The sequence below is a fragment of the Kitasatospora sp. NPDC050543 genome, assembly GCF_044457565.1.
Classification (GTDB): Bacteria; Actinomycetota; Actinomycetes; order Streptomycetales; family Streptomycetaceae; genus Kitasatospora.
Genome location: NZ_JBITGZ010000001.1, coordinates 1 through 18,242, shown reverse-complemented (window position 1 = coordinate 18,242; position 18,242 = coordinate 1). Strand labels below are relative to the sequence as shown.

General features: G+C 71.6%; 13 protein-coding genes and 1 pseudogene. 6 read left to right on the top strand and 8 right to left on the bottom strand.

Features of this window, described 5'->3' with window-relative positions; all coding sequences use genetic code 11:
• Window positions 1–205 precede the first annotated feature (205 nt).
• Window positions 206–2,959, top strand: a complete 2,754-nt coding sequence (glgP, locus tag ACIBH3_RS00070) for an alpha-glucan family phosphorylase (protein ID WP_396309530.1) — start codon at window positions 206–208, stop codon at window positions 2,957–2,959.
• 116 nt (window positions 2,960–3,075) lie between these two features.
• On the opposite strand, the gene ACIBH3_RS00065 is transcribed toward glgP, so the two are convergent.
• The 3 genes from ACIBH3_RS00065 to glgX all read right to left on the bottom strand — a co-directional run bounded on the left by ACIBH3_RS00065 (window position 3,076) and on the right by glgX (window position 9,411).
• Window positions 3,076–4,992 (bottom strand): ABC transporter ATP-binding protein, encoded by a 1,917-nt coding sequence (locus tag ACIBH3_RS00065; protein WP_396309529.1) that lies wholly within the window; start codon window positions 4,990–4,992, stop codon window positions 3,076–3,078.
• Window positions 4,989–6,884: an ABC transporter ATP-binding protein gene (locus ACIBH3_RS00060; protein WP_396309528.1), complete on the bottom strand. Its 1,896-nt coding sequence runs from the start codon at window positions 6,882–6,884 to the stop codon at window positions 4,989–4,991. Before ACIBH3_RS00060 ends, ACIBH3_RS00065 begins: the two co-directional genes overlap by 4 nt.
• A gap of 109 nt (window positions 6,885–6,993) precedes the next feature.
• Window positions 6,994–9,411 (bottom strand): glycogen debranching protein GlgX, encoded by a 2,418-nt coding sequence (gene glgX / locus ACIBH3_RS00055; RefSeq protein WP_396309527.1) that lies wholly within the window; start codon window positions 9,409–9,411, stop codon window positions 6,994–6,996.
• 226 nt (window positions 9,412–9,637) lie between these two features.
• Here glgX and ACIBH3_RS00050 point away from each other — a divergent pair, with 226 nt between their 5' ends.
• The 4 genes from ACIBH3_RS00050 (at window position 9,638) to ACIBH3_RS00035 (ending at window position 14,361) form a co-directional block, all read left to right on the top strand.
• Entirely contained in the window at window positions 9,638–10,837 is a 1,200-nt protein-coding gene (locus tag ACIBH3_RS00050; protein ID WP_396309526.1) for an Ig-like domain-containing protein, read from the top strand.
• A gap of 150 nt (window positions 10,838–10,987) precedes the next feature.
• Window positions 10,988–12,250 (top strand): Ig-like domain-containing protein, encoded by a 1,263-nt coding sequence (locus ACIBH3_RS00045; RefSeq protein ID WP_396309525.1) that lies wholly within the window; start codon window positions 10,988–10,990, stop codon window positions 12,248–12,250.
• Between the two features lie 234 nt (window positions 12,251–12,484).
• Window positions 12,485–13,699: an Ig-like domain-containing protein gene (locus tag ACIBH3_RS00040; protein WP_396309524.1), complete on the top strand. Its 1,215-nt coding sequence runs from the start codon at window positions 12,485–12,487 to the stop codon at window positions 13,697–13,699.
• Between the two features lie 122 nt (window positions 13,700–13,821).
• Window positions 13,822–14,361 carry an ATP-binding protein gene (locus ACIBH3_RS00035; protein WP_396309523.1) on the top strand — a complete coding sequence of 180 codons (540 nt, stop codon included), beginning with the start codon at window positions 13,822–13,824 and terminating at the stop codon, window positions 14,359–14,361.
• 328 nt (window positions 14,362–14,689) lie between these two features.
• Here the strand turns inward: ACIBH3_RS00035 and ACIBH3_RS00030 are convergent, their stop codons facing one another.
• The 3 genes and pseudogenes from ACIBH3_RS00030 to ACIBH3_RS00020 form a co-directional block, all read right to left on the bottom strand.
• Window positions 14,690–15,199 carry a hypothetical protein gene (locus tag ACIBH3_RS00030; RefSeq protein ID WP_396309522.1) on the bottom strand — a complete coding sequence of 170 codons (510 nt, stop codon included), beginning with the start codon at window positions 15,197–15,199 and terminating at the stop codon, window positions 14,690–14,692.
• Between the two features lie 219 nt (window positions 15,200–15,418).
• Entirely contained in the window at window positions 15,419–15,673 is a 255-nt protein-coding gene (locus ACIBH3_RS00025; protein ID WP_396309521.1) for a DUF397 domain-containing protein, read from the bottom strand.
• A gap of 135 nt (window positions 15,674–15,808) precedes the next feature.
• A pseudogene (locus ACIBH3_RS00020) lies at window positions 15,809–16,446 on the bottom strand (helix-turn-helix domain-containing protein).
• A gap of 197 nt (window positions 16,447–16,643) precedes the next feature.
• Between ACIBH3_RS00020 and ACIBH3_RS00015 the strand changes: the two are divergent.
• A complete protein-coding gene (locus ACIBH3_RS00015) occupies window positions 16,644–17,141 on the top strand; it encodes an ATP-binding protein (RefSeq protein WP_396309520.1) in 498 nt (165 codons plus the stop codon).
• Window positions 17,142–17,185: 44 nt separating this feature from the next.
• On the opposite strand, the gene ACIBH3_RS00010 is transcribed toward ACIBH3_RS00015, so the two are convergent.
• Both ACIBH3_RS00010 and ACIBH3_RS00005 read right to left on the bottom strand, forming a co-directional pair.
• The gene (locus ACIBH3_RS00010) at window positions 17,186–17,941 is read right to left on the bottom strand and encodes a helix-turn-helix domain-containing protein (protein WP_396309519.1); all 756 of its coding nucleotides are present in this window, start codon (window positions 17,939–17,941) and stop codon (window positions 17,186–17,188) included.
• 85 nt (window positions 17,942–18,026) lie between these two features.
• Window positions 18,027–18,242, bottom strand: a 216-nt coding sequence (locus ACIBH3_RS00005) for a hypothetical protein (RefSeq protein ID WP_396309518.1), incomplete at its 5' end; no start/stop codon positions are given.

The window sequence follows — 18,242 nt, the reverse complement described above, 5'->3', positions numbered from 1 at the left end:
TCCCTCCGGAGGTATATCCGCCAGCGGAAATCGTGCTGTTCCACAGCGTTCACGCACTGGTAGCGCGGCGCCCCTTCAAGTGCGCCTGCGTGCGCCCCCCGCGCAGTCCAATGCGCCGAATGCGATCTCATCAATAGGCCGAACGGAGGCCCAATAGGCCACTTGACGCACCATCGGCCCCACGGCCGGGTCTACGCTTCACGCCGTGAAGGCAATCCGCAGATTCACCGTCCGCACCGTCCTGCCCGAACAACTCCAGCCACTGCACGAGCTAGCGCTCAATCTGCGCTGGTCGTGGCATTCGGAGACCAGAGAGCTCTTCCAGTCGGTCGATCCCGAGGTCTGGGCCGCCACCGGCGAGGACCCGGTACGCCTGCTCGGGGAGGTCCCGGCGGCCAGGCTCGCCGCGCTCGCCGGCGACCGCCGCTTCCTGCGCCGGCTCGGCGATCTCGCCGACGACCTGCGGGAGTACCTGGCGGGCCCGCGCTGGTACCAGTCCGCCACCCCCACCGGGGAGGAGCCGCTGCCCGCCGCGATCGCCTACTTCTCACCGGAGTACGGGATCGCCGCCGCGCTGCCCCAGTACTCCGGGGGCCTGGGCATCCTGGCCGGCGACCACCTGAAGGCCGCCAGTGACCTGGGCGTGCCGGTGATCGGCGTCGGGCTCTTCTACCGGCACGGGTACTTCCGGCAGTCGCTCAGCCGGGACGGCTGGCAGCAGGAGCGCTACCCGCTGCTCGACCCGGACGAACTCGCCGTCAGCCTGCTGCGCGAGGCGGACGGCGCCCCGTGCCGGATCGACCTCGCCCTGCCGGCCGGCCGCACCCTCGCCGCCCAGGTCTGGAAGGCCCAGGTCGGACGGGTGCCGCTGCTGATGCTCGACTCCGACGTGGAGGCGAACTCCGCCGCGGAACGGGACGTCACGGACCGCCTCTACGGCGGCGGCAGTGAGCACCGGCTGCTCCAGGAGATGCTGCTGGGCATCGGTGGCGTACGCGCGGTGCGCACCTACTGCCGGCTCACCGGGCACCCGGTGCCGGAGGTCTTCCACACCAACGAGGGCCACGCCGGCTTCCTCGGCGTGGAGCGGATCAGGGAGCTCATCGCCGAGGGCAGCGGGAGCGCGGGGAGCACGGGCCCCGCCGAGGGCGCGGCCGGCACCGCCGTCACCGAGCGGGAGAAGGCCGACGGCGGCCTGGACTTCGCGGCCGCGCTGGAGTCCGTACGGGCCGGCACCCTCTTCACCACCCACACGCCCGTCCCCGCCGGCATCGACCGCTTCGACCGCGACCTGGTCGCCCGGCACTTCAGCGGGGACGCCGCGCTGCCCGGCGTCCCGGTCGAGCAGGTGCTCGCGCTCGGCGCCGAGTCCTGGCGTGGCGGTGACCCCAAGCTGTTCAACATGGCGGCGATGGGCCTGCGGCTCGCCCAGCGCGCCAACGGCGTCTCCACCCTGCACGGCGCGGTCAGCCGGTCGATGTTCAACGGGCTCTGGCCCGGGTTCGACGCCGCCGAGGTCCCGATCGACTCCGTCACCAACGGCGTCCACGCACCGACCTGGATCGACCCGGCGGTGGTCCGGCTCGGCGCCGCCGAGATCGGCACCGAGCGCGCCGAGGACGCCATGACCACCGGCGACGCCAAGCGCTGGACGGGCCTGGAGCGGATCGGCAACAGCGAGATCTGGGAGCTGCGCCGCAACCTGCGGGCCCAGCTGGTGGACGAGGCCCGGCGCCGGGTGCGCACCTCGTGGCGCCAGCGCGGCGCGGGCGACGCCGAGCTCGGCTGGGTGGGCTCGGTGCTCGACCCGGAGGTGCTCACCATCGGGTTCGCCCGCCGGGTGCCCTCGTACAAGCGGCTCACCCTGATGCTCCGGGACCAGCAGCGGCTGCGCTCGCTGCTGCTGCACCCGACCCGGCCGGTGCAGATCGTGGTCGCCGGCAAGGCGCACCCGGCGGACGACGGCGGCAAGCGGCTGATCCAGCAGATGGTCGCCTTCGCCGATGACCCGGCCGTCCGGCACCGGATCGTCTTCCTGCCCGACTACGACATGGCGATGGCCCAGCACCTCTACCCGGGCTGCGACGTATGGCTGAACAACCCGCTGCGCCCGCTGGAGGCCTGTGGCACGTCCGGGATGAAGGCCGCGCTCAACGGCTGCCTGAACCTGTCCGTGCTCGACGGCTGGTGGGACGAGTGGTACGACGGCCAGAACGGCTGGGCGATCCCCACCGCGGACGGCGTCGGTGGGGTGCTGGACCCGGACAGCGCGGAGGCCGACCGGCGGGACGACATCGAGTCGGCCGCGCTCTACGACCTGATCGAGCACCAGGTCGCCGCGCGCTTCTACGACCAAGGCTCGGACGGGCTGCCGCACCGCTGGATCTCGATGGTCCGGCACACCCTGGTCACCCTGGGGCCCAAGGTGCTGGCGGGGCGGATGGTCCGGGAGTACGTCGAGCGGCTGTACGCGCCCGCCGCGCTGGCCCAGCGCGAGCTGGCCGCCCCGGCGGAGGGGGGCCCGCCCTACCAGGGGGCGCGCGAGCTGGCGCAGTGGAAGGCCCGGGTACGGGAGTCCTGGCCAGCCGTGCGGGTCGAGCACGTCGAGGCGGAGAGCCCGGACGAGGCCCAGGAGCTGGGCAGCACGCTGGCCCTGCGGGTGCTGGTCTCGCTCGGCCCGCTGGAGCCGACCGACGTCGAGGTCCAGGTGGTCTCCGGCCAGGTCGACGCCGCGGACGGCATCTCCGATGCCGCCGTCCTCGCCCTCAAGCCCTCCGGCGGTCCCGACATCGACGGCCGGACCAGGTACGAGGGTTCGCTGGAGCTGTGCCGGACGGGCCCGTTCGGCTACACCGTCCGGGTGCTCCCCGCTCATCCGCTGCTGGCCTTCCCGGCGGAGCTGGGCCTGGTGGCCCTGCCACCGGAGTCGGCAGGAATGGACGCGGGCCTGCTGCGCTGAGGTGGCCGCAGCGGTGGTGACGCGGTGGAGAGCCTGGTTCGGCCGGCTCTCCACCGCGTTGTCGTGTGGCCCCGCCGCGCCCGGCCCGCCGGCCTGTCCGGGCCGGGCCGGGGTGGTCAGACCAGGCTGGCGCGCCAGGCCTGGTGGAGGTCGGCGAAGCGGCCCTCGCCGGCGACGAGGTCGGCGGGGGTGCCGTCCTCGACGATGCGGCCCTGGTCCATCACCAGCACCCGGTCGGCGATCTCCACCGTGGAGAGCCGGTGCGCGATGATCACGGCTGTCCGGCCGGCCAGCACCGTCCGCATGGCGCGCTGCACGGCCTGCTCGCCGGGGACGTCCAGTGAGGAGGTGGCCTCGTCCAGGATCAGCACGGCCGGGTCGGCCAGCAGCGCCCGGGCGAAGGCGACCAGCTGGCGCTGGCCCGCCGAGATCCGGCCGCCGCGCTTGCGGACGTCGGTGTCGAAGCCGTCCGGCAGTGCCGCGATGAACTCGTACGCGCCGATGTCCCGAGCCGCCTGCTCGACCTCCTCGCGGGTGGCACCAGGCTTGCCGATGGCGATGTTCTCGGCGACGGTGCCGGAGAACAGGAAGGACTCCTGCGTCACCATCACCACCCCGCGCCGCAGGTCACCGGTGGTCAGATCGCGCAGGTCGACGCCGTCGAGGGTGATCCGGCCGTCCGTCGGGTCGTAGAAGCGGGCGAGCAGCTTGGCGACGGTCGACTTGCCGGCGCCGGTGGCACCCACCACGGCGGTGGTCTGCCCGGCCGGCAGGACGAGGTCGAACGGCGGCAGCACCTCCTTGCCCGTCCGGTACGCGAAGCGGGTACCCCGGAAGGCCACCTCACGGCCCTTCACCGCCACCTGCCCGCCCGACCCCGGGAGCTCGGACCCCTCACCGGCGCGCCCTTCGGCCCGGGGCGCGCGCTGCGGCAGCGGGACGGGCGAGGTGGGCTCGGCCACGGTCGGCTCGTGCGCGAGCAGACCGGCGATCTTCTCCAGCGCGGCGGCCGCCGACTGGTAGCTGTTCAGGAACATCGCCAGCTGGTCGATCGGGTCGTACAGCCGGCGCAGGTAGAGCACGAAGCCGGTGAGCGCGCCGAGCTCCAGGCTGCCGTCGGTGACCATGAACGCGCCCAGCACCACCACGCCGGTGATCCACACGTTGGCCGTGGTGCGGGAGAGACCGACGAAGCGCGCGATCTCCAGCAGGCCGTCCGCCGTGGCGGAGGCCGACTGCCGGTTGACCACGTCGAAGGCCGCGTTGTTGGCGGACTCCCGGCGGAACGCCTGCACCGGCCGGATGCCGTTCATGGTCTCGGTGAACTTCACGATCAGCGTGGCCACGGCCGTCCGCGAGCGCCGGTAGACCCGGCGGGATCGCCGGCGGAAGGAGCGCGCGATCAGGGCGAGCGGCAGGAAGGAGAGCAGCGCGACCAGGCCCAGCCGCCAGTCCATCACCAGCAGCAGCACCGAGATGTAGAAGACCGAGAGGAAGACCGTCAGCAGTTCCTGGAGGCCCTCGGAGAGCAGCTCACGCAGCGCGTCCACGTCGCTGGTCGCCCGGGAGGTGATCCGCCCGGAGGTGTAGCGCTCGTGGAAGTCCAGGCTGAGCCGCTGGGCGTGCCGGAAGATCCGCCCGCGCAGCTCCAGCAGGATGTCCTGGTTGATCCGCGCGCTGAGCCGGATGAACACCCACTGGAGCACGGTGCTCAGCGCCGCGCAGCCGAGATAGGCGGCGATCACCGCGATCAGCGGGCCGGAGTCGCTCTCGCGCAGGGCCGGGATGCCCCGGTCCATCGCGAGGGCGACCAGCAGCGGGCCGGCCTGGAGGGCGGCCTGCTGGACCAGGATCACCAGCATCGCCAGGACGATCTTGCCGCGGTGCGGGCCGAGCAGCGAGCCCAGCAGGGTCCGGGCCGCGCCGGGCGGGACGGGGATGTCCTCCTCGTCCGCCGGCGGTGGCGCGAGCTCCTCGGCCTCCTCGGTGGGCTCGGTGGCGATGCTCGTACTGCTGACGGTGCTGGTGCTCATCGGGCGGGGCTCCCTTCGAGCGCGGGGGCGGCCTCGCCCGACATGAGTTCTCGGTAGATCGCGGAGGTCTTCAACAGGTCCTGGTGGGTGCCCACGGCGGCGATCACGCCGTCGGCGAGTACGGCCACCCGGTCGGCGAGCAGCACGGTGCTCGGCCGGTGGGCGACCACCAGGGCGGTGGTGGAGCCGAGCACCTGCCGCAGGGCCCGCTCGACCAGTGCCTCGGTGTGCACGTCCAGCGCGGACAGCGGGTCGTCGAGCACCAGGAAGGCCGGGTCGCCGACCACGGCGCGGGCCAGGGCCAGGCGCTGGCGCTGGCCGCCGGACAGGCTCAGGCCCTGCTCGCCGACCTGGGTCCCGGCGCCGGCGGGCAGCCGCTCGACGAAGCCGGCCTGCGCCGTCGCCAGCGCCTGCCGCAGCTGCTCGGGCGAGGCGTCGGGGGCGCCCATCAGGATGTTCTCGCGCACCGAGGCGGAGAACAGCGTGGGCTCCTCGAAGGCCACCGAGACCAGCTCGCGCAGCCGGGCCCGGGGGATGTCCCTGATGTCCCGTCCGTCGAGGGTGATCACGCCGGCCGTCGCCTCGTAGAGGCGGGGGAGCAGCGCCGTCAGGGTGGTCTTCCCGCTGCCGGTCGCGCCGACCAGGGCCATCGTCTCGCCGCTGCGGATGTGCAGGTCGATCCCCTGGAGCAGGTCCGGGGTGCCGGCCGGGGCGTCGGGGTAGCGGAAGCGCACCCCGCGCAGGCGGATGCCGTCCCCCGGCAGCTGCGGGCCGGGGCGGGCCGGGGCCTGCTCGGCCTCCGGCTCGTCCATGACCTCGAAGTAGCGGTCCGTCGCGGTGGCCGCCTCGTTGGAGTAGGCGAGCAGCCAGCCGAGCGACTCGACCGGCCAGCGCAGCGCCAGCGCGGTGGAGAGGAAGGCGACCAAGGTGCCGGCCGAGAGCTCGTCGTGGGCGACCAGGTACGCGCCGACGGCCAGCGCGCAGCCGAGGGCGAGCTCGGGCAGGCCGACGATGACCGACCAGAGGTTGGCCAGCAGGCCCGCCTTGTGCAGTTCGGTGCCGCGCAACTCGTGGGTCTGGGCGCGGAAGCGCTCGGCCATCGTGCGGTGGCGCCCGAAGGCCTTGAGGATGCGGATGCCGAGGACGGACTCCTCGATCACGGTGGTGAGGTCGCCGTTCTGGTCCTGGGCGCGGCGGGCGGCCTCGGAGTAGCCCGCCTCGAAGTGCCGGGTCAGCACGATCAGCGGCACGGCGGGCAGCAGGGCGATCAGCGCGAGCCGCCAGTCCAGGGTGAACATCAGGATGGTGCCGGCCAGGAACGTCACCGAGTTGACGATCAGGAACACCAGCGGGAACGTCAGGAACATCCGCATGGTGAACATGTCCGAGGTGGCCCGGGAGAGCAGCTGGCCGGAGCCCCAGCGGTCGTGGAAGGAGACCGGCAGCCGCTGGAGTTTGGCGTAGAGGTCCCCGCGCATCGCCGTCTCCAGGCCGGCCAGCGGCCGGGCCAGGATCACCCGGCGGGTGTAGAACAGCGCGGCCTCGATCACACCGAGCAGGAGCAGTACACCGGCCGGCGGCCAGAGCGCGGCCATGTCGTGGTGGGCGATCGGGCCGTCGACGATCCGGCCGAGGACGAGCGGGACGAGCAGCACGCTGAGGGCGGCGATCATGGCGGCGCTCACCGAGGCGGCGATCCGCCCGCGGATCGGCCTGGCGTAGGGCCACAGGCGCAGCAGCGAGCGCACCGTCGATCGTGGCACGCCGGGCTGCCCGGCGGGCGCGGCTGTGCCTGCGCGGGGGCGGACGGGGTCCGGGTCCGGTTGGTCCCGGTCCTCCTGCCTTGGTCGGGGTGACGACTTCGGCGGCGTGGACTCCTGGTTCTCGGCCATCGCGGAGAGGGTAGGACGGTGCACTGACATTTCTCACCCGGTTTTCCGCACCTACCGGCGAGAACCGGCCACCGCCCGCCACCGTGGGCCGTCGGCGGCCGGCAAGCGGTCAGGGGTGGTGCAGGCCGTTGGTGGGCGCGGGGAGCAGCCGCAGCAGGTGCAGCGAGGGGCCGGGCAGCGGCAGCTGGGTCTGCGCGGCGTAGGGCCCGGCGGGCTGCCCGGCATATGGATCGGCGCTCGGTGCGGTGGGCGGTGGGGTGGGCGGTGCGGTGACCTGAGCGGCCCCCCGGCCGGTGGCCGGATCTGGCCGGTCGGTACGCGCGGTGTCGAGCACCGTCTCGTACAGCTCGCCGTGCGGCCGGCCCGGCAGGGTGAACAGGACGGGCCGCGCGGCGGCGTTGAGCAGCAGCAGGAAGCTGTCGTCCCGCAGCGGGCCGCCGTGCTGGTCGCGCTCGGACATCGCGGTGCCGGAGAGCAGCATGCCGAGGCTGGCGGTGGGCGCGAACCAGTCGGCCTCCGTCATCTCCCGCCCCTGCGCGGTGAACCAGGCGAGGTCGGGCCGGCCGCCCGGGGTCGTGGCCCGTCCGGAGAAGAAGGCCCGCTGGCGCAGCACCGGGTGCTCCCGGCGCAGCCGGATGGCCCGCGCGGTGAGGTCCCGCAGCGAGCGCCAGCCCGGGTCCTCCAGCAGCGACCAGTCGAGCCAGCTGACCTCGTTGTCCTGGCAGTACGCGTTGTTGTTGCCGCCCTGGGTGCGGCCGAGCTCGTCCCCGGCGGTGAGCATCGGTACGCCGGTGGAGAGCAGCAGGGTGGCCAGCAGGTTGCGCAGCTGCTGCCGGCGCAGCGCCCGTACGGCGGGGTCGGTGCTCTCGCCCTCGGCGCCGTGGTTGGCGGAGCGGTTGTCGTTGGTGCCGTCCCGGTTGTCCTCGCCGTTGGCCTCGTTGTGCTTGTGCTGGTAGGAGACCAGGTCACGCAGGGTGAAGCCGTCGTGGGCGGTGATGAAGTTGACGGAGGCGTACGGGCGGCGGCCGCCGCGCTGGTAGAGGTCGGAGGAGCCGGAGAGCCGGTAGCCGAGCTCGCGCACATCGGGGCGGGCGCCGCGCCAGAAGTCCCGGACGGTGTCGCGGTACTTGTCGTTCCACTCCGCCCACAGCGGGGGGAATCCGCCGACCTGGTAGCCGCCGGCCCCGACGTCCCAGGGCTCGGCGATCAGCTTGACCCGGCTGAGCACCGGGTCCTGGGAGACGGCGGCGAGGAAGGGGTGGTGCATCTCGACGCCGTCGCTGCCGCGGGCCAGCGCCGCGGCGAGGTCGAAGCGGAACCCGTCGACGCCCATCTCGGTGACCCAGTACCGCAGCGAGTCGGTGATCAGCCGGACCACCTGGGGCTGGCGGGTGTCCAGGGTGTTGCCGCAGCCGGTGTAGTCGGCGTAGCCGCGCCGGCGGTTGAGCGGCAGCCGGTAGTACCCGGCGTTGTCGATGCCGCGCATCGACAGGGTGGGGCCGAGTTCGCCGCCCTCGGCGGTGTGGTTGTAGACGACGTCGAGGATGACCTCGATGCCGGCCGCGTGCAGGGCCCGCACCATCCGCTTGAACTCGCCCACCTGCTGGCCGCGGCTGCCGGAGGAGGAGTAGCCGGCGTGCGGGGCGAAGTAGCCGATGGTGTTGTAGCCCCAGTAGTTGGTGAGGCGGCGGGTCTGCAGGTGGTCTTCGTCCGCGTACTGGTGGACGGGCAGGAGCTCGACGGCGGTGATCCCGAGCCCGGTCAGGTGCTCGATCGCGGCGGGGTGGCCGAGCCCGGCGTAGGTGCCGCGCAGCTCGGGCGGGACGCCGGGGTGGCGCATGGTGAAGCCCCGTACGTGCAGCTCGTACAGCACGGTCTCGGCCCAGGGGGTCTTGGGGCGGTGGTCGTCGTACCAGTCGTCGTCGTCGTGGACGACCACGCCCTTGGGGACGTAGGGGGCGGAGTCCCGGTTGTCGCGGACGGTGTCGGCGACCTCCCGCTCCGGCCAGTTGCGCACCGAGCCGCAGACGGCGTCGTGGGCGAGGTAGCGGCCGTCGACGGCCCGGGCGTAGGGGTCGAGCAGCAGCTTGGCGGGGTTCCAGCGGGCGCCCGTCCACGGGTCCCAGCGGCCGTGCACCCGAAAGCCGTAGCGGGTGCCTGGCAGGACACCGGGGAGGTAGCCGTGCCAGATCTGGAAGTTCTGTTCGGTGAGGCGGTGCCTGCTCTCGCGGCCGTCCTCGTCGAACAGGCAGAGGTCCACCGCCTCGGCGCCGGCCGCCCAGAGTGCGAAGTTGGTGCCCCGGTTGCCCGCCGGGTCGGTGCGAAAGCGCGCGCCGAGCGGCTGCCAGCTGCCCGGCCAGGGGGTGGCGGGCTCGGGGCCGGCCGTCGCCCGGCCGACCGCCGTCGGGCCGGCTGCCTCCGCCGGTGCCGGGGCGTGCCGTGCCGCGGCGGGGCGCGGTTCGGGTCTGCCGCGGTCGGCGGCCTCGCCCCGTCGTGCACCCGGTCCCAGCTCCTGCCATGCAGTCATGGCCGCACCCTCCCAGCACGGGGTGTCCCGTACCCCGTTCCACACTTGTTCCCTGATCGGATGCCGCTGTCACGTGGCGGATCATCTCGTGACGGACGGTGACGATTCTGTCCCGTCGGGGGACCGGCCGCGCGCCCGCGCGTGTCCCTCGTGTCGTGTCCAGCCGGGAGGAGCATCGTTATCCCCGATGTCGGACGAGCGTCTTACGGACAGCGGGAGGCCCGGGATGCGCCCCGGACTGCGGGTTTGGGCACGGCGGGCGGCCGCGGTCGCGTTCTGCGTGCTCACCGGCTGCTCCGGCGCGGGCGCCGGAGCAGGCACGCCCGCCGTGCCTCCGCCGCCGGCCTCCCGGGCGGTGATCACGGCGACGCCGGGTGACGGCACCCAGGAGGTGCCCCCGGAGGGCCCGGTGAAGGTCACGGTGGCGCAGGGGCGGCTGGTGTCGGTGCGGCTGACCGACGCCAAGGGCGCGGAGCTGGCCGGCACCGTGGCGGAGGACGGCGGCTCCTGGGCGGTGGACGGCCTGCTGCCGCTGGCGGGGCGGTTCAGCCTGGACGCCGTCGCCGAGGACGATCACGGGGTCCGGGCCTCGCGGCACGTGGCGTTCGGCAGCGTGGCGGTCGCCCGCACCTTCGTGGCCTTCTTCACCCCGGAGAACGGCAGCACGGTGGGCGTGGGGATGCCCGTCTCGCTGCGCTTCTCCCGGCCGATCGCCGACCGGGAGACGGTGGAGCGGGCGGTCCGGGTGAGCGCCGAGCCCGCCGTGCCGGTGGCCGCGCACTGGTTCGGCAACCAGCGGCTGGACTTCCGCCCGCAGAAGTACTGGGTGCCGGGGACGAAGGTCAGCATCTCGATGCGGTTCAAGGACGTCGAGGGGTCGCCGGGCGAGTTCGGCACCCAGACCAGGGACGTGCGCTTCACGGTGGGGCGTTCCCAGGTCAGCGTGGCCGACCTGGACGCGCGCACACTCACCGTCCGCCAGGGCGGCAAGGTGGTGAAGACCCTGAAGATCTCCGGCGGCAGCCCCGAGCACACCACGTACCTGGGCTCGCTGGTGGTCTCGGAGAAGTTCCGGGTGACCAGGATGAACTCGCAGACGGTCGGCATGGGTGACGAGTACGACATCAAGGATGTCCCGCACGCGATGCGGCTGACCACCTCGGGCACCTTCATCCACGGCAACTACTGGGCGGACCCGCAGATCTTCGGCACCGCCAACACCAGCCACGGCTGCATCGGCCTCGCCGACACCAAGGGCGGCGGCAAGGACACCCCGGCCGGCTGGCTGTACGAGCACACCATCCCCGGCGACGTGATCGAGGTGCGCGGCTCGCAGGGGGAGCGTGTCCCGCCTCACAACGGCCTGAACGGCTGGAACCTGCCCTGGTCACAGTGGTTGAGCGGCAGCACGCTGGGGATTCACTGAGAGGACACCGGCCTCCCGCCGAAGATTCACTCACCGAGCCCGGTTATCCTGCCTGGGCGCGCCGATGTGCGGTGCGAAAGATCTCCGTCCGGTGCAACCGAACCCGGGCACCAGCGCGTATTCAGGGTGAATACCGGGAGGGGAGACCGAGTGAAGCCGGTTCAGGCGGCCGACGCCGCGATATGTACGAACACCCGACGGGCGCGTCGCAACGCCGCCGTGGCACTGGTGATGGGCGGGGTGCTGCTGTTCGGCTCGGCCTGTACGTCCAAGGACGACGGGGGAGGCACCGGCGGTAGCACCGACGCCGGTGCCGCCAGCGCGGCGTCCGCCGGCGCGTCGGCCGCGGCCCCGGAGACCCCCAAGGTCTCGGCGGCGGTGCTGAACGTCGAGCCGAAGGACGGCACGCTCGACGTCAACCCGACCGACGGTGTGAAGGTCTCGGTGGCCGGGGGGAAGCTGACCACCGTCGAGGTCACCGACAAGGACGGCAAGGCCGTGGCCGGGGCGATCGCGCCCGACGGTTCGGGCTGGAAGCCGAGCGCCGCGCTGACCGTCGGCATGGCCTACAAGGTGAACGCGCAGGCCACCGACCCGGCCGGGCTGGTGACGGCGTCCACGACCACCTTCACCACGCTCACCCCGGCGAAGAAGGTCTCCACCAACGACAACATCGCCGACAACGCCACCTACGGCGTGGGCATGATCGTCTCGGTGGTCTTCAACAAGGAGATCAAGAACAAGGAGGAGGTCCTCAAGGGGATCACCTTCGAGGCCAGCGACGGCACCACGGTCAAGGGCCACTGGTTCGGCCCCCGGCGGGTGGACTTCCGCCCGGAGAAGTACTGGAAGCCCGGCACCAAGGTGACCATCCACTACAAGCTGAAGAACGTCGAGGTCTCGCCCGGCGTCTACGGTGACGTGGACAAGGACGAGCCGTTCACCATCGGCCGCTCGCAGGTCTCCACCGCCGACTCCGCCAGCCACCAGATGACGGTGGTCCGGGACGGCAAGAGCACGACCATCCCGGTCACGCTCGGCGACGACAAGAACCCGTCGTGGAACGGCACCATGGTGATCTCCAGCAAGGAGAAGGTCACCCGGATGAACTCGGCGACCGTCGGCCTGGGCGCGGAGTACGACATCCCGAACGTCCCGCACGCGATGCGCCTGACCGACTCGGGCACCTTCGTGCACGGCAACTTCTGGGCGAACCCGTTCGGCAAGACCAACGCCAGCCACGGCTGCGTCTCGATGCAGGACACCGAGGAGGGCAGCGACACCTCGGTGGCGGGCAAGTTCTTCAACGACTCGATGATCGGCGACGTCGTGAAGATCGAGAACTCCAAGAGCGCCACCGTGAAGCCGGACAACGGCCTCAGCGGCTGGACGCTCCCCTGGAGCCAGTGGTAGTCCCGGTTCCATAACGAACGGCCCGGTCCCGCTTCGGCGGGGCCGGGCCGTTCGTCCATCCGTGCACTATGGGGCCAGGCCGGCCGGGGCAGGCCGCTGCCGGACGGGTGCCGGGTCACCACCGGGGCCCGCCGACCCGGGAGTCGGCGGCGGAGCCGGATCCGAGGCCCGACCGGGGCAACCTTTTCGCGCGCCGAGGCGTGTATCCAGCAGGGGACGAGGGAGGGAACGAACGTGAAGTCGATACGCGCGGGTGTGGCTGCGGGGCTGCTCGGCGGGGTGCTGGTACTGACCACGGCGTGCAGCGGGGGTGGCAGCACCACGGGGGCCCAGGCGGCACTGGGAGCGGACGCGGCGGGCGCGCCGGCGGCCTCCGCACCGGCCACGGCGCAGCCGAAGGTGTCGGCGGCGGTGCTGGAGATATCCCCCAGGAACGGGGCCACCGACGTGGCGCCCGGCGGCGCGCTGAAGGTCTCGGTGGCCAAGGGGAAGCTGACCCAGGTCAAGGTCACCGACAAGGACGGCCGGGAGATAGCCGGCGCCGTCTCGGCCGACGGCGGCAGCTGGCAACCGGCCGCCGCGCTCGCGGTCGGCACGACGTACAAGGTGAGCGCGCAGGCGGCGGACGACGCCGGCACGGCGACCACGGCGGACAGCAGCTTCACCACGCTGACCCCGCAGCACGAGGCGAGCCCCAGCGACAACATCGCCGACAACGCCACCTACGGCGTCGGGATGATCGTCTCGGTGACGTTCGACAAGGACATCGAGAACAAGGCCGAGGTCGCGAAGAACATCACCTTCGACACCGACAACGGCACCCAGGTGAAGGGCCACTGGTTCGGCGACCGCCGGCTGGACCTGCGCCCCGAGGGGTACTGGAAGCCCGGTACCAAGGTGACCGTCCACTACCGCCTCAAGAGCGTCGAGGTCGCGCCCGGCGTGTACGGCGGGGTGGACCGCGACGAGCCGTTCACCATCGGCCGCTCCCAGGTCTCCACCGTCGACGCGAAGACCCACCAGATGACGGTGGACCGCGGCGGCCAGAACTCCACCATCGCGATCACCTCCGGCTCCGACGAGCACCCGACCTGGAACGGGACGATGGTGATCTCGGCCAAGGAGGGCATCGTGCGGATGCAGTCCAGCACCCTGCCGGGGATGACCGGAGCACCGTACGACCTGATGGTGCCGCACTCGATGCGGCTGACCGACACGGGCACGTATGTCCACGGCAACTACTGGAGCAACGTCTTCGGCGAGGAGAACGCCAGCCACGGCTGCGTCGGCCTCAAGGACGTCAAGGGCGGCAGCGACAGCTCGGTGGCCGGCAAGTTCTACGAGGACTCGATGGTCGGTGACGTGGTCAAGGTGGTCAACTCCACGCGCGGCCAGGTCGAGCCGGACAACGGCCTGAGTGGCTGGAACCTGGACTGGAGCGCCTGGTAGCAGGGAGGTCCCGACGGGGCGGCCCGGCATGACGCCGGGTTGCTCCGGGCATATGCCGGTCGGGCGGTGATCGTTTGCTCATTGTCCGTACGCGGCCGCATGCGTTCCGCAATGATGGGCCCATGGCGGGATGGGGCGAAGCAGATCAGTCAGCACATCCTGGGGCCGGTCTGGCCGGTGACGTTCCGTCGGAGAGCGGGCCGCTGGCACTCGCGGCCCTGGAACGGCTCAGCTCCGAGGAGTTGGAGCAGGTGTACTTCGGCAGGCTGTGCGACCCGGCGGAGTCGGACGAGGTCCGGCTCCCCTCCCGGCCGCAGTCCGCGTCGCTGGCCCGTCGGCTGGTCCTCTCGGTGCTGCAGTCCTGGGAGCTCCACCAGCTGCTGGAGGCAGGAGAGTTGCTGACCGGCGAGCTGATCGCCAACGCCGTCAAGCACGCCTGCGGGCGGACCATCGGTCTCCAGGTGCAGCGTCGGCCCGGCTGGCTGCGGGTGGAGGTGCGGGACTCCTCGCGGGCGCTGCCCTGCCTGATCGTCGCGGAGCCCGGCGGGCTGACCGGGCGTGGGCTGATGGTGGTGGACGAGCTGTCGGACCGCTGGGGCGCGGATCTGCTGCCGCGCGGCAAGAGCGTCTGGTTCGAGCTGAGGATCCGCGAACGGGCCTGAGGTGCCTGGGGCCTGAGGTGCCCGGAGGCCCGAGCCATGGGGGTCTGGGTCGACCGGGCCTGGAAACCACGCGGGGCCCCCGTCACCGTGATGTGGCGTCTGGGGGCCCCTGCAAGTCATCGCGCCGGCCAAGGGGGTGCGTGCCGCGCGATGTGTGACGGCCGCCAGGTCGGGTGGGCCGTGGATCGCGCCCGGGGCTTCACAGCGCCCGGACTTCCTCGACTATCGCACGGATCTCAGCATGTGGGCAAACCGAGCGGCTTTGATTGGAAGGCTTGTAACCTATTTCACCTTTGGAATTCGCATAGGTTAACGTGCTGGCCTGCGATTATTCACCAAAGGGGGGGATTGGCCGATCCTCCCCGAACGTCCCGCGCCCCCGCTGCATCGCGGCCCGCAGTTGCTCGACCCTGACGCGGATGCCCTCCCGGTCCGGATGGGGCGAGCCGGGGTTCGCCCGGCCCTCGCGGCAGTCGCGGCAGCTGCCCTGCGGCATCGTCTCCGGGCGGCCCGGCCGGCCGCAGTCGGCGCACTCCAAGATCCTCTCACGGCGCGGCCCCTCGGCCTCCCGCAGGCCGAGCAAGGGAGCGGGCGGCATCTTGGCCACCAGTCGCTTGCGGGCCAGTGCGCCCGGGCAGTGCACGGTCTGCGGCAGCCCGGCGGTCAGGGCGGTGGTGAAGTGCTGGATCGTCGCACCGTGCGCCAGCCACTGCCCGGCGAGCTCCTCCAGTTCCGCGCACTCCGAGGCCGAGAGCGCCATGCGGGAGTCGGCCCGGCCGAGCCCGGCCAGCGCCTCGTACGCGTCGGAGCGGGCAGCGCGGGTGATGCGGGTGAGCACTGCCTGGGGTGTCGCAAGCACCGGCGGGGGTTGTTCTTTGCTGCGCACGCTACACGGCGGATGCACACCGTGGCGACCTGGTGACTAATAGTCGTACCTGCTGACCGCATGGACAGTTGGGCGCATGGGTGGGTGGGTGGGAAGAACGCTTTCCCAACCGATCGACTGTAAAGAGCGCTCGGGGATCACCCACCGCCGGCTGAGCCTCGGGCGCCGGTACTACGGCAGCGGCTGCCGCGCGGCAAACGCCACGAAGTCGGCCCAAGCGGCAGGCGTGAAGTCGAGCTTCGGGCCGCTCCTGTCCTTCGAGTCCCGGACATGGACGGCGTCGGGGCGCGCGGCGACCTCGACGCGGGCGCCGCCCTCGGTGCCGCTGCGGCTGGACCTCCGCCAGGAGGCAGCTACTTCGACGCAGGCGCTACCTTCGGAATCGCTGTAGCTGGACTTGAACCATGCAAGTTCCGTGCCGCTCATAGCTCCTCCGCCACCTTCCTGATGAAGTTCGCAGACTCCTGAACGCCGAGGGCCTGCATGCGGATCATTCCATGGCGCTGGGTGAGGATGCTCAGCCTTTATGGGTCGGCAGAGAGCACACTGGTCTCCTGGCCTTCAGTGAAGACGTAGTGGTCGTGCTCGGGTGTCTCCAGAAGGATCAGTGAGCCGTGTCGCACCCGCCTCGGCGGTAAGGACCTGGATGGCCACGTTGCGCAACTCGCTTACATTCAGCAGGTGTTGAAGCTGCCTTGTCATCGAATCCCGGCCGCCCACGAGGGTGCGGAGCGTTGCCTCGCAGAGCACGAAGCTGCATAGCGTCGTGGGCTTGCCGCCCAGCTTCTCCTGACGTTGCAGTCGAGCCGCTACACGTTCCTCGATCGTCTCGTCTTCCACGGGCGGACACTGCCGCTCATCAGCGCCCGGGCGTACTCCTCTGTCTGCAACAAGCCAGGAATGAGGAGTGTTTCGAACCAGTCGAGGGCGATCGCTTCAGCTTCGAGGGTCATGTATTCGTGCGCCCGAGCGGGGTACTTCTCCGGCTGGAGGTACCCCGACGCTGCCGCAAGCAGCCCCTTCGCCCCACACAACTCATCCGCCACTTCGAGCAACCGCGGGGTCGGCCTCCGCCGTCCCTGTTCCATCGACTTCACGCTCTCCGGCTCGTAGTTGGCCGCCCTGCCCAACCCCTCGCGGCTGACGCCTGCCTGGGTGCGCCAGAGCTTGATCTGGTTGCCGCAGTAGCGCCACGCCATCGGCGGCTGAGCTGTATCGGTCATCACCAGGCCCCGTCCCATCCGGGTACGCCCCGGGTACGAACGCCTTCTGTACCCGTGGCGTCACTCCTGAGGCTAGGCCGCCGGCGGCACCTTGGGAGTGGCAACCGGCGCAATGGCGCGCCGGTGAGCGCCACTCGACCGTCCGGCAACCGGCCTGAGCACCAAGGACAGCGATGACCGCACGATCCGTCCCCGAAGCACCCGCTTCGGTCCCCGCCCCCGCGCTCACCACCTGCGCCCCCTCCGTCCGGCCGCCGCAGGTGGAGTGGCTGCTGCCGCTGCGTGCCCGCAGCGCCGGTCGCGCCCGCGCGCTGCTGCGCGAGCAGGCGGCGGCGTGGGGGGTGCCGGGTGATCCGACGGATACCGCCGTGCTCCTGCTGAGCGAGCTGGTCACCAACGCCTGCCGGCACGCCCGCGTCCCGCCGGACGGCCGAGTCGGCATCCGCTTCGTCCTGCTCGACGGCCTGATGCGCATCGAGGTGTCCGACCCCGGCGCCGGTGAACCCCGGTTGCTCCGCACAGACCCGGACGACGAGTCCGGCCGAGGCCTCGAACTCGTCACCGCCCTTGCCGCCAGCTGGGGCATCCAGCCCAGAGCCGGCGGCGTCGGCAAGACCGTCTGGCTCGAACTCGCCCTCCCCGCAGCCGACCGGCCCACGGACGGCGAGTAGCGGCGCGCCGGCCACGGACTCGGCCCGTACCGGCCCCGGTGCTGCTATCCGCGATCCGAACCCGGCGTGGCAGGGCCACCCGAGGTCGTTTCGGGCTTCGTGTGGAGGATCTCGCGGGCCTGCTCCGCGGCGCGGGTGACGCTCTCGCCGATGAAGTCGAGGAAGCGGGCGATGTTCTCCAGGCGGGCGGCGACCGGGGTGTCGGGGCCGAGGACGCCGACGCCCTGCCGTGCGGTCTCGGCGAGCTGGGCGTTGGTGCGGGCGCTGGCGATCATCGACTGGTACCAGACGTCGTCGTCGACCATGTAGCGCTCGCGGCGGCGTTCGTCCTGTTCCCGGCGGACGAGGCCCTGGCTCTCCAGGAACGTGATCGCCTTGGAGACGGACGCCGGGCTGACCTGGAGGCGCTGGACGAGTTCGGACGCGGTGACGCTGCCCGCGTCGGTGGTGTAGAGGCAGGTCAGCACCCGGGACATCATCTTGGGCAGGCCCGAGGCCATGAGGAGGGTGGTGAACGTCTCCTCGTACTCGCGCACGGCCTCGGGGTCGCGTCCGTGGGCCCGCGAGGGCTCCTGCGGCCCTCGGGGAGCGGCCTGCCTGCGCCGGTGGGCCCGACGTTCGGTGGCGCGGTGGGCCAGGTCGGCGCGGTAGGCGGTGGGGCCGCCGTTGCGCATCACCTCACGCGTGATCGTCGAGGTGGGCCGGTCCAGACGTCTGGCGATCTCCGCGTAGGCGAGCCCGTCGGCCACCCCCAGCGCGATCTGCTGGCGTTCCTGCTGGGTGAGCCTGCCTCCCGGCATCGCGATCTCCCTTCGTGCTTCCCTGAGCCTCCAGCATAGCGTTCACTCTCCATCCAATGCAACGAGCGGGGCTCGGGTCGTTGCGTTAAAACCAAAACGGTTGCAACGATACTTGGGCATTCACCTGCACTGATGCTGATTGTGCGCAACGAGCATGTTGCGTGATCCTTGAACGCAACGTAGCTTTTGCGAAGTCGGAAACAACAAGCACAGCAGGAGAACAGACACCATGCAGAAGTTCGACACCCCCACCCCGATCACCGCCGTCCTCGACATCCCCGCCGGACACATCCGGCTCATC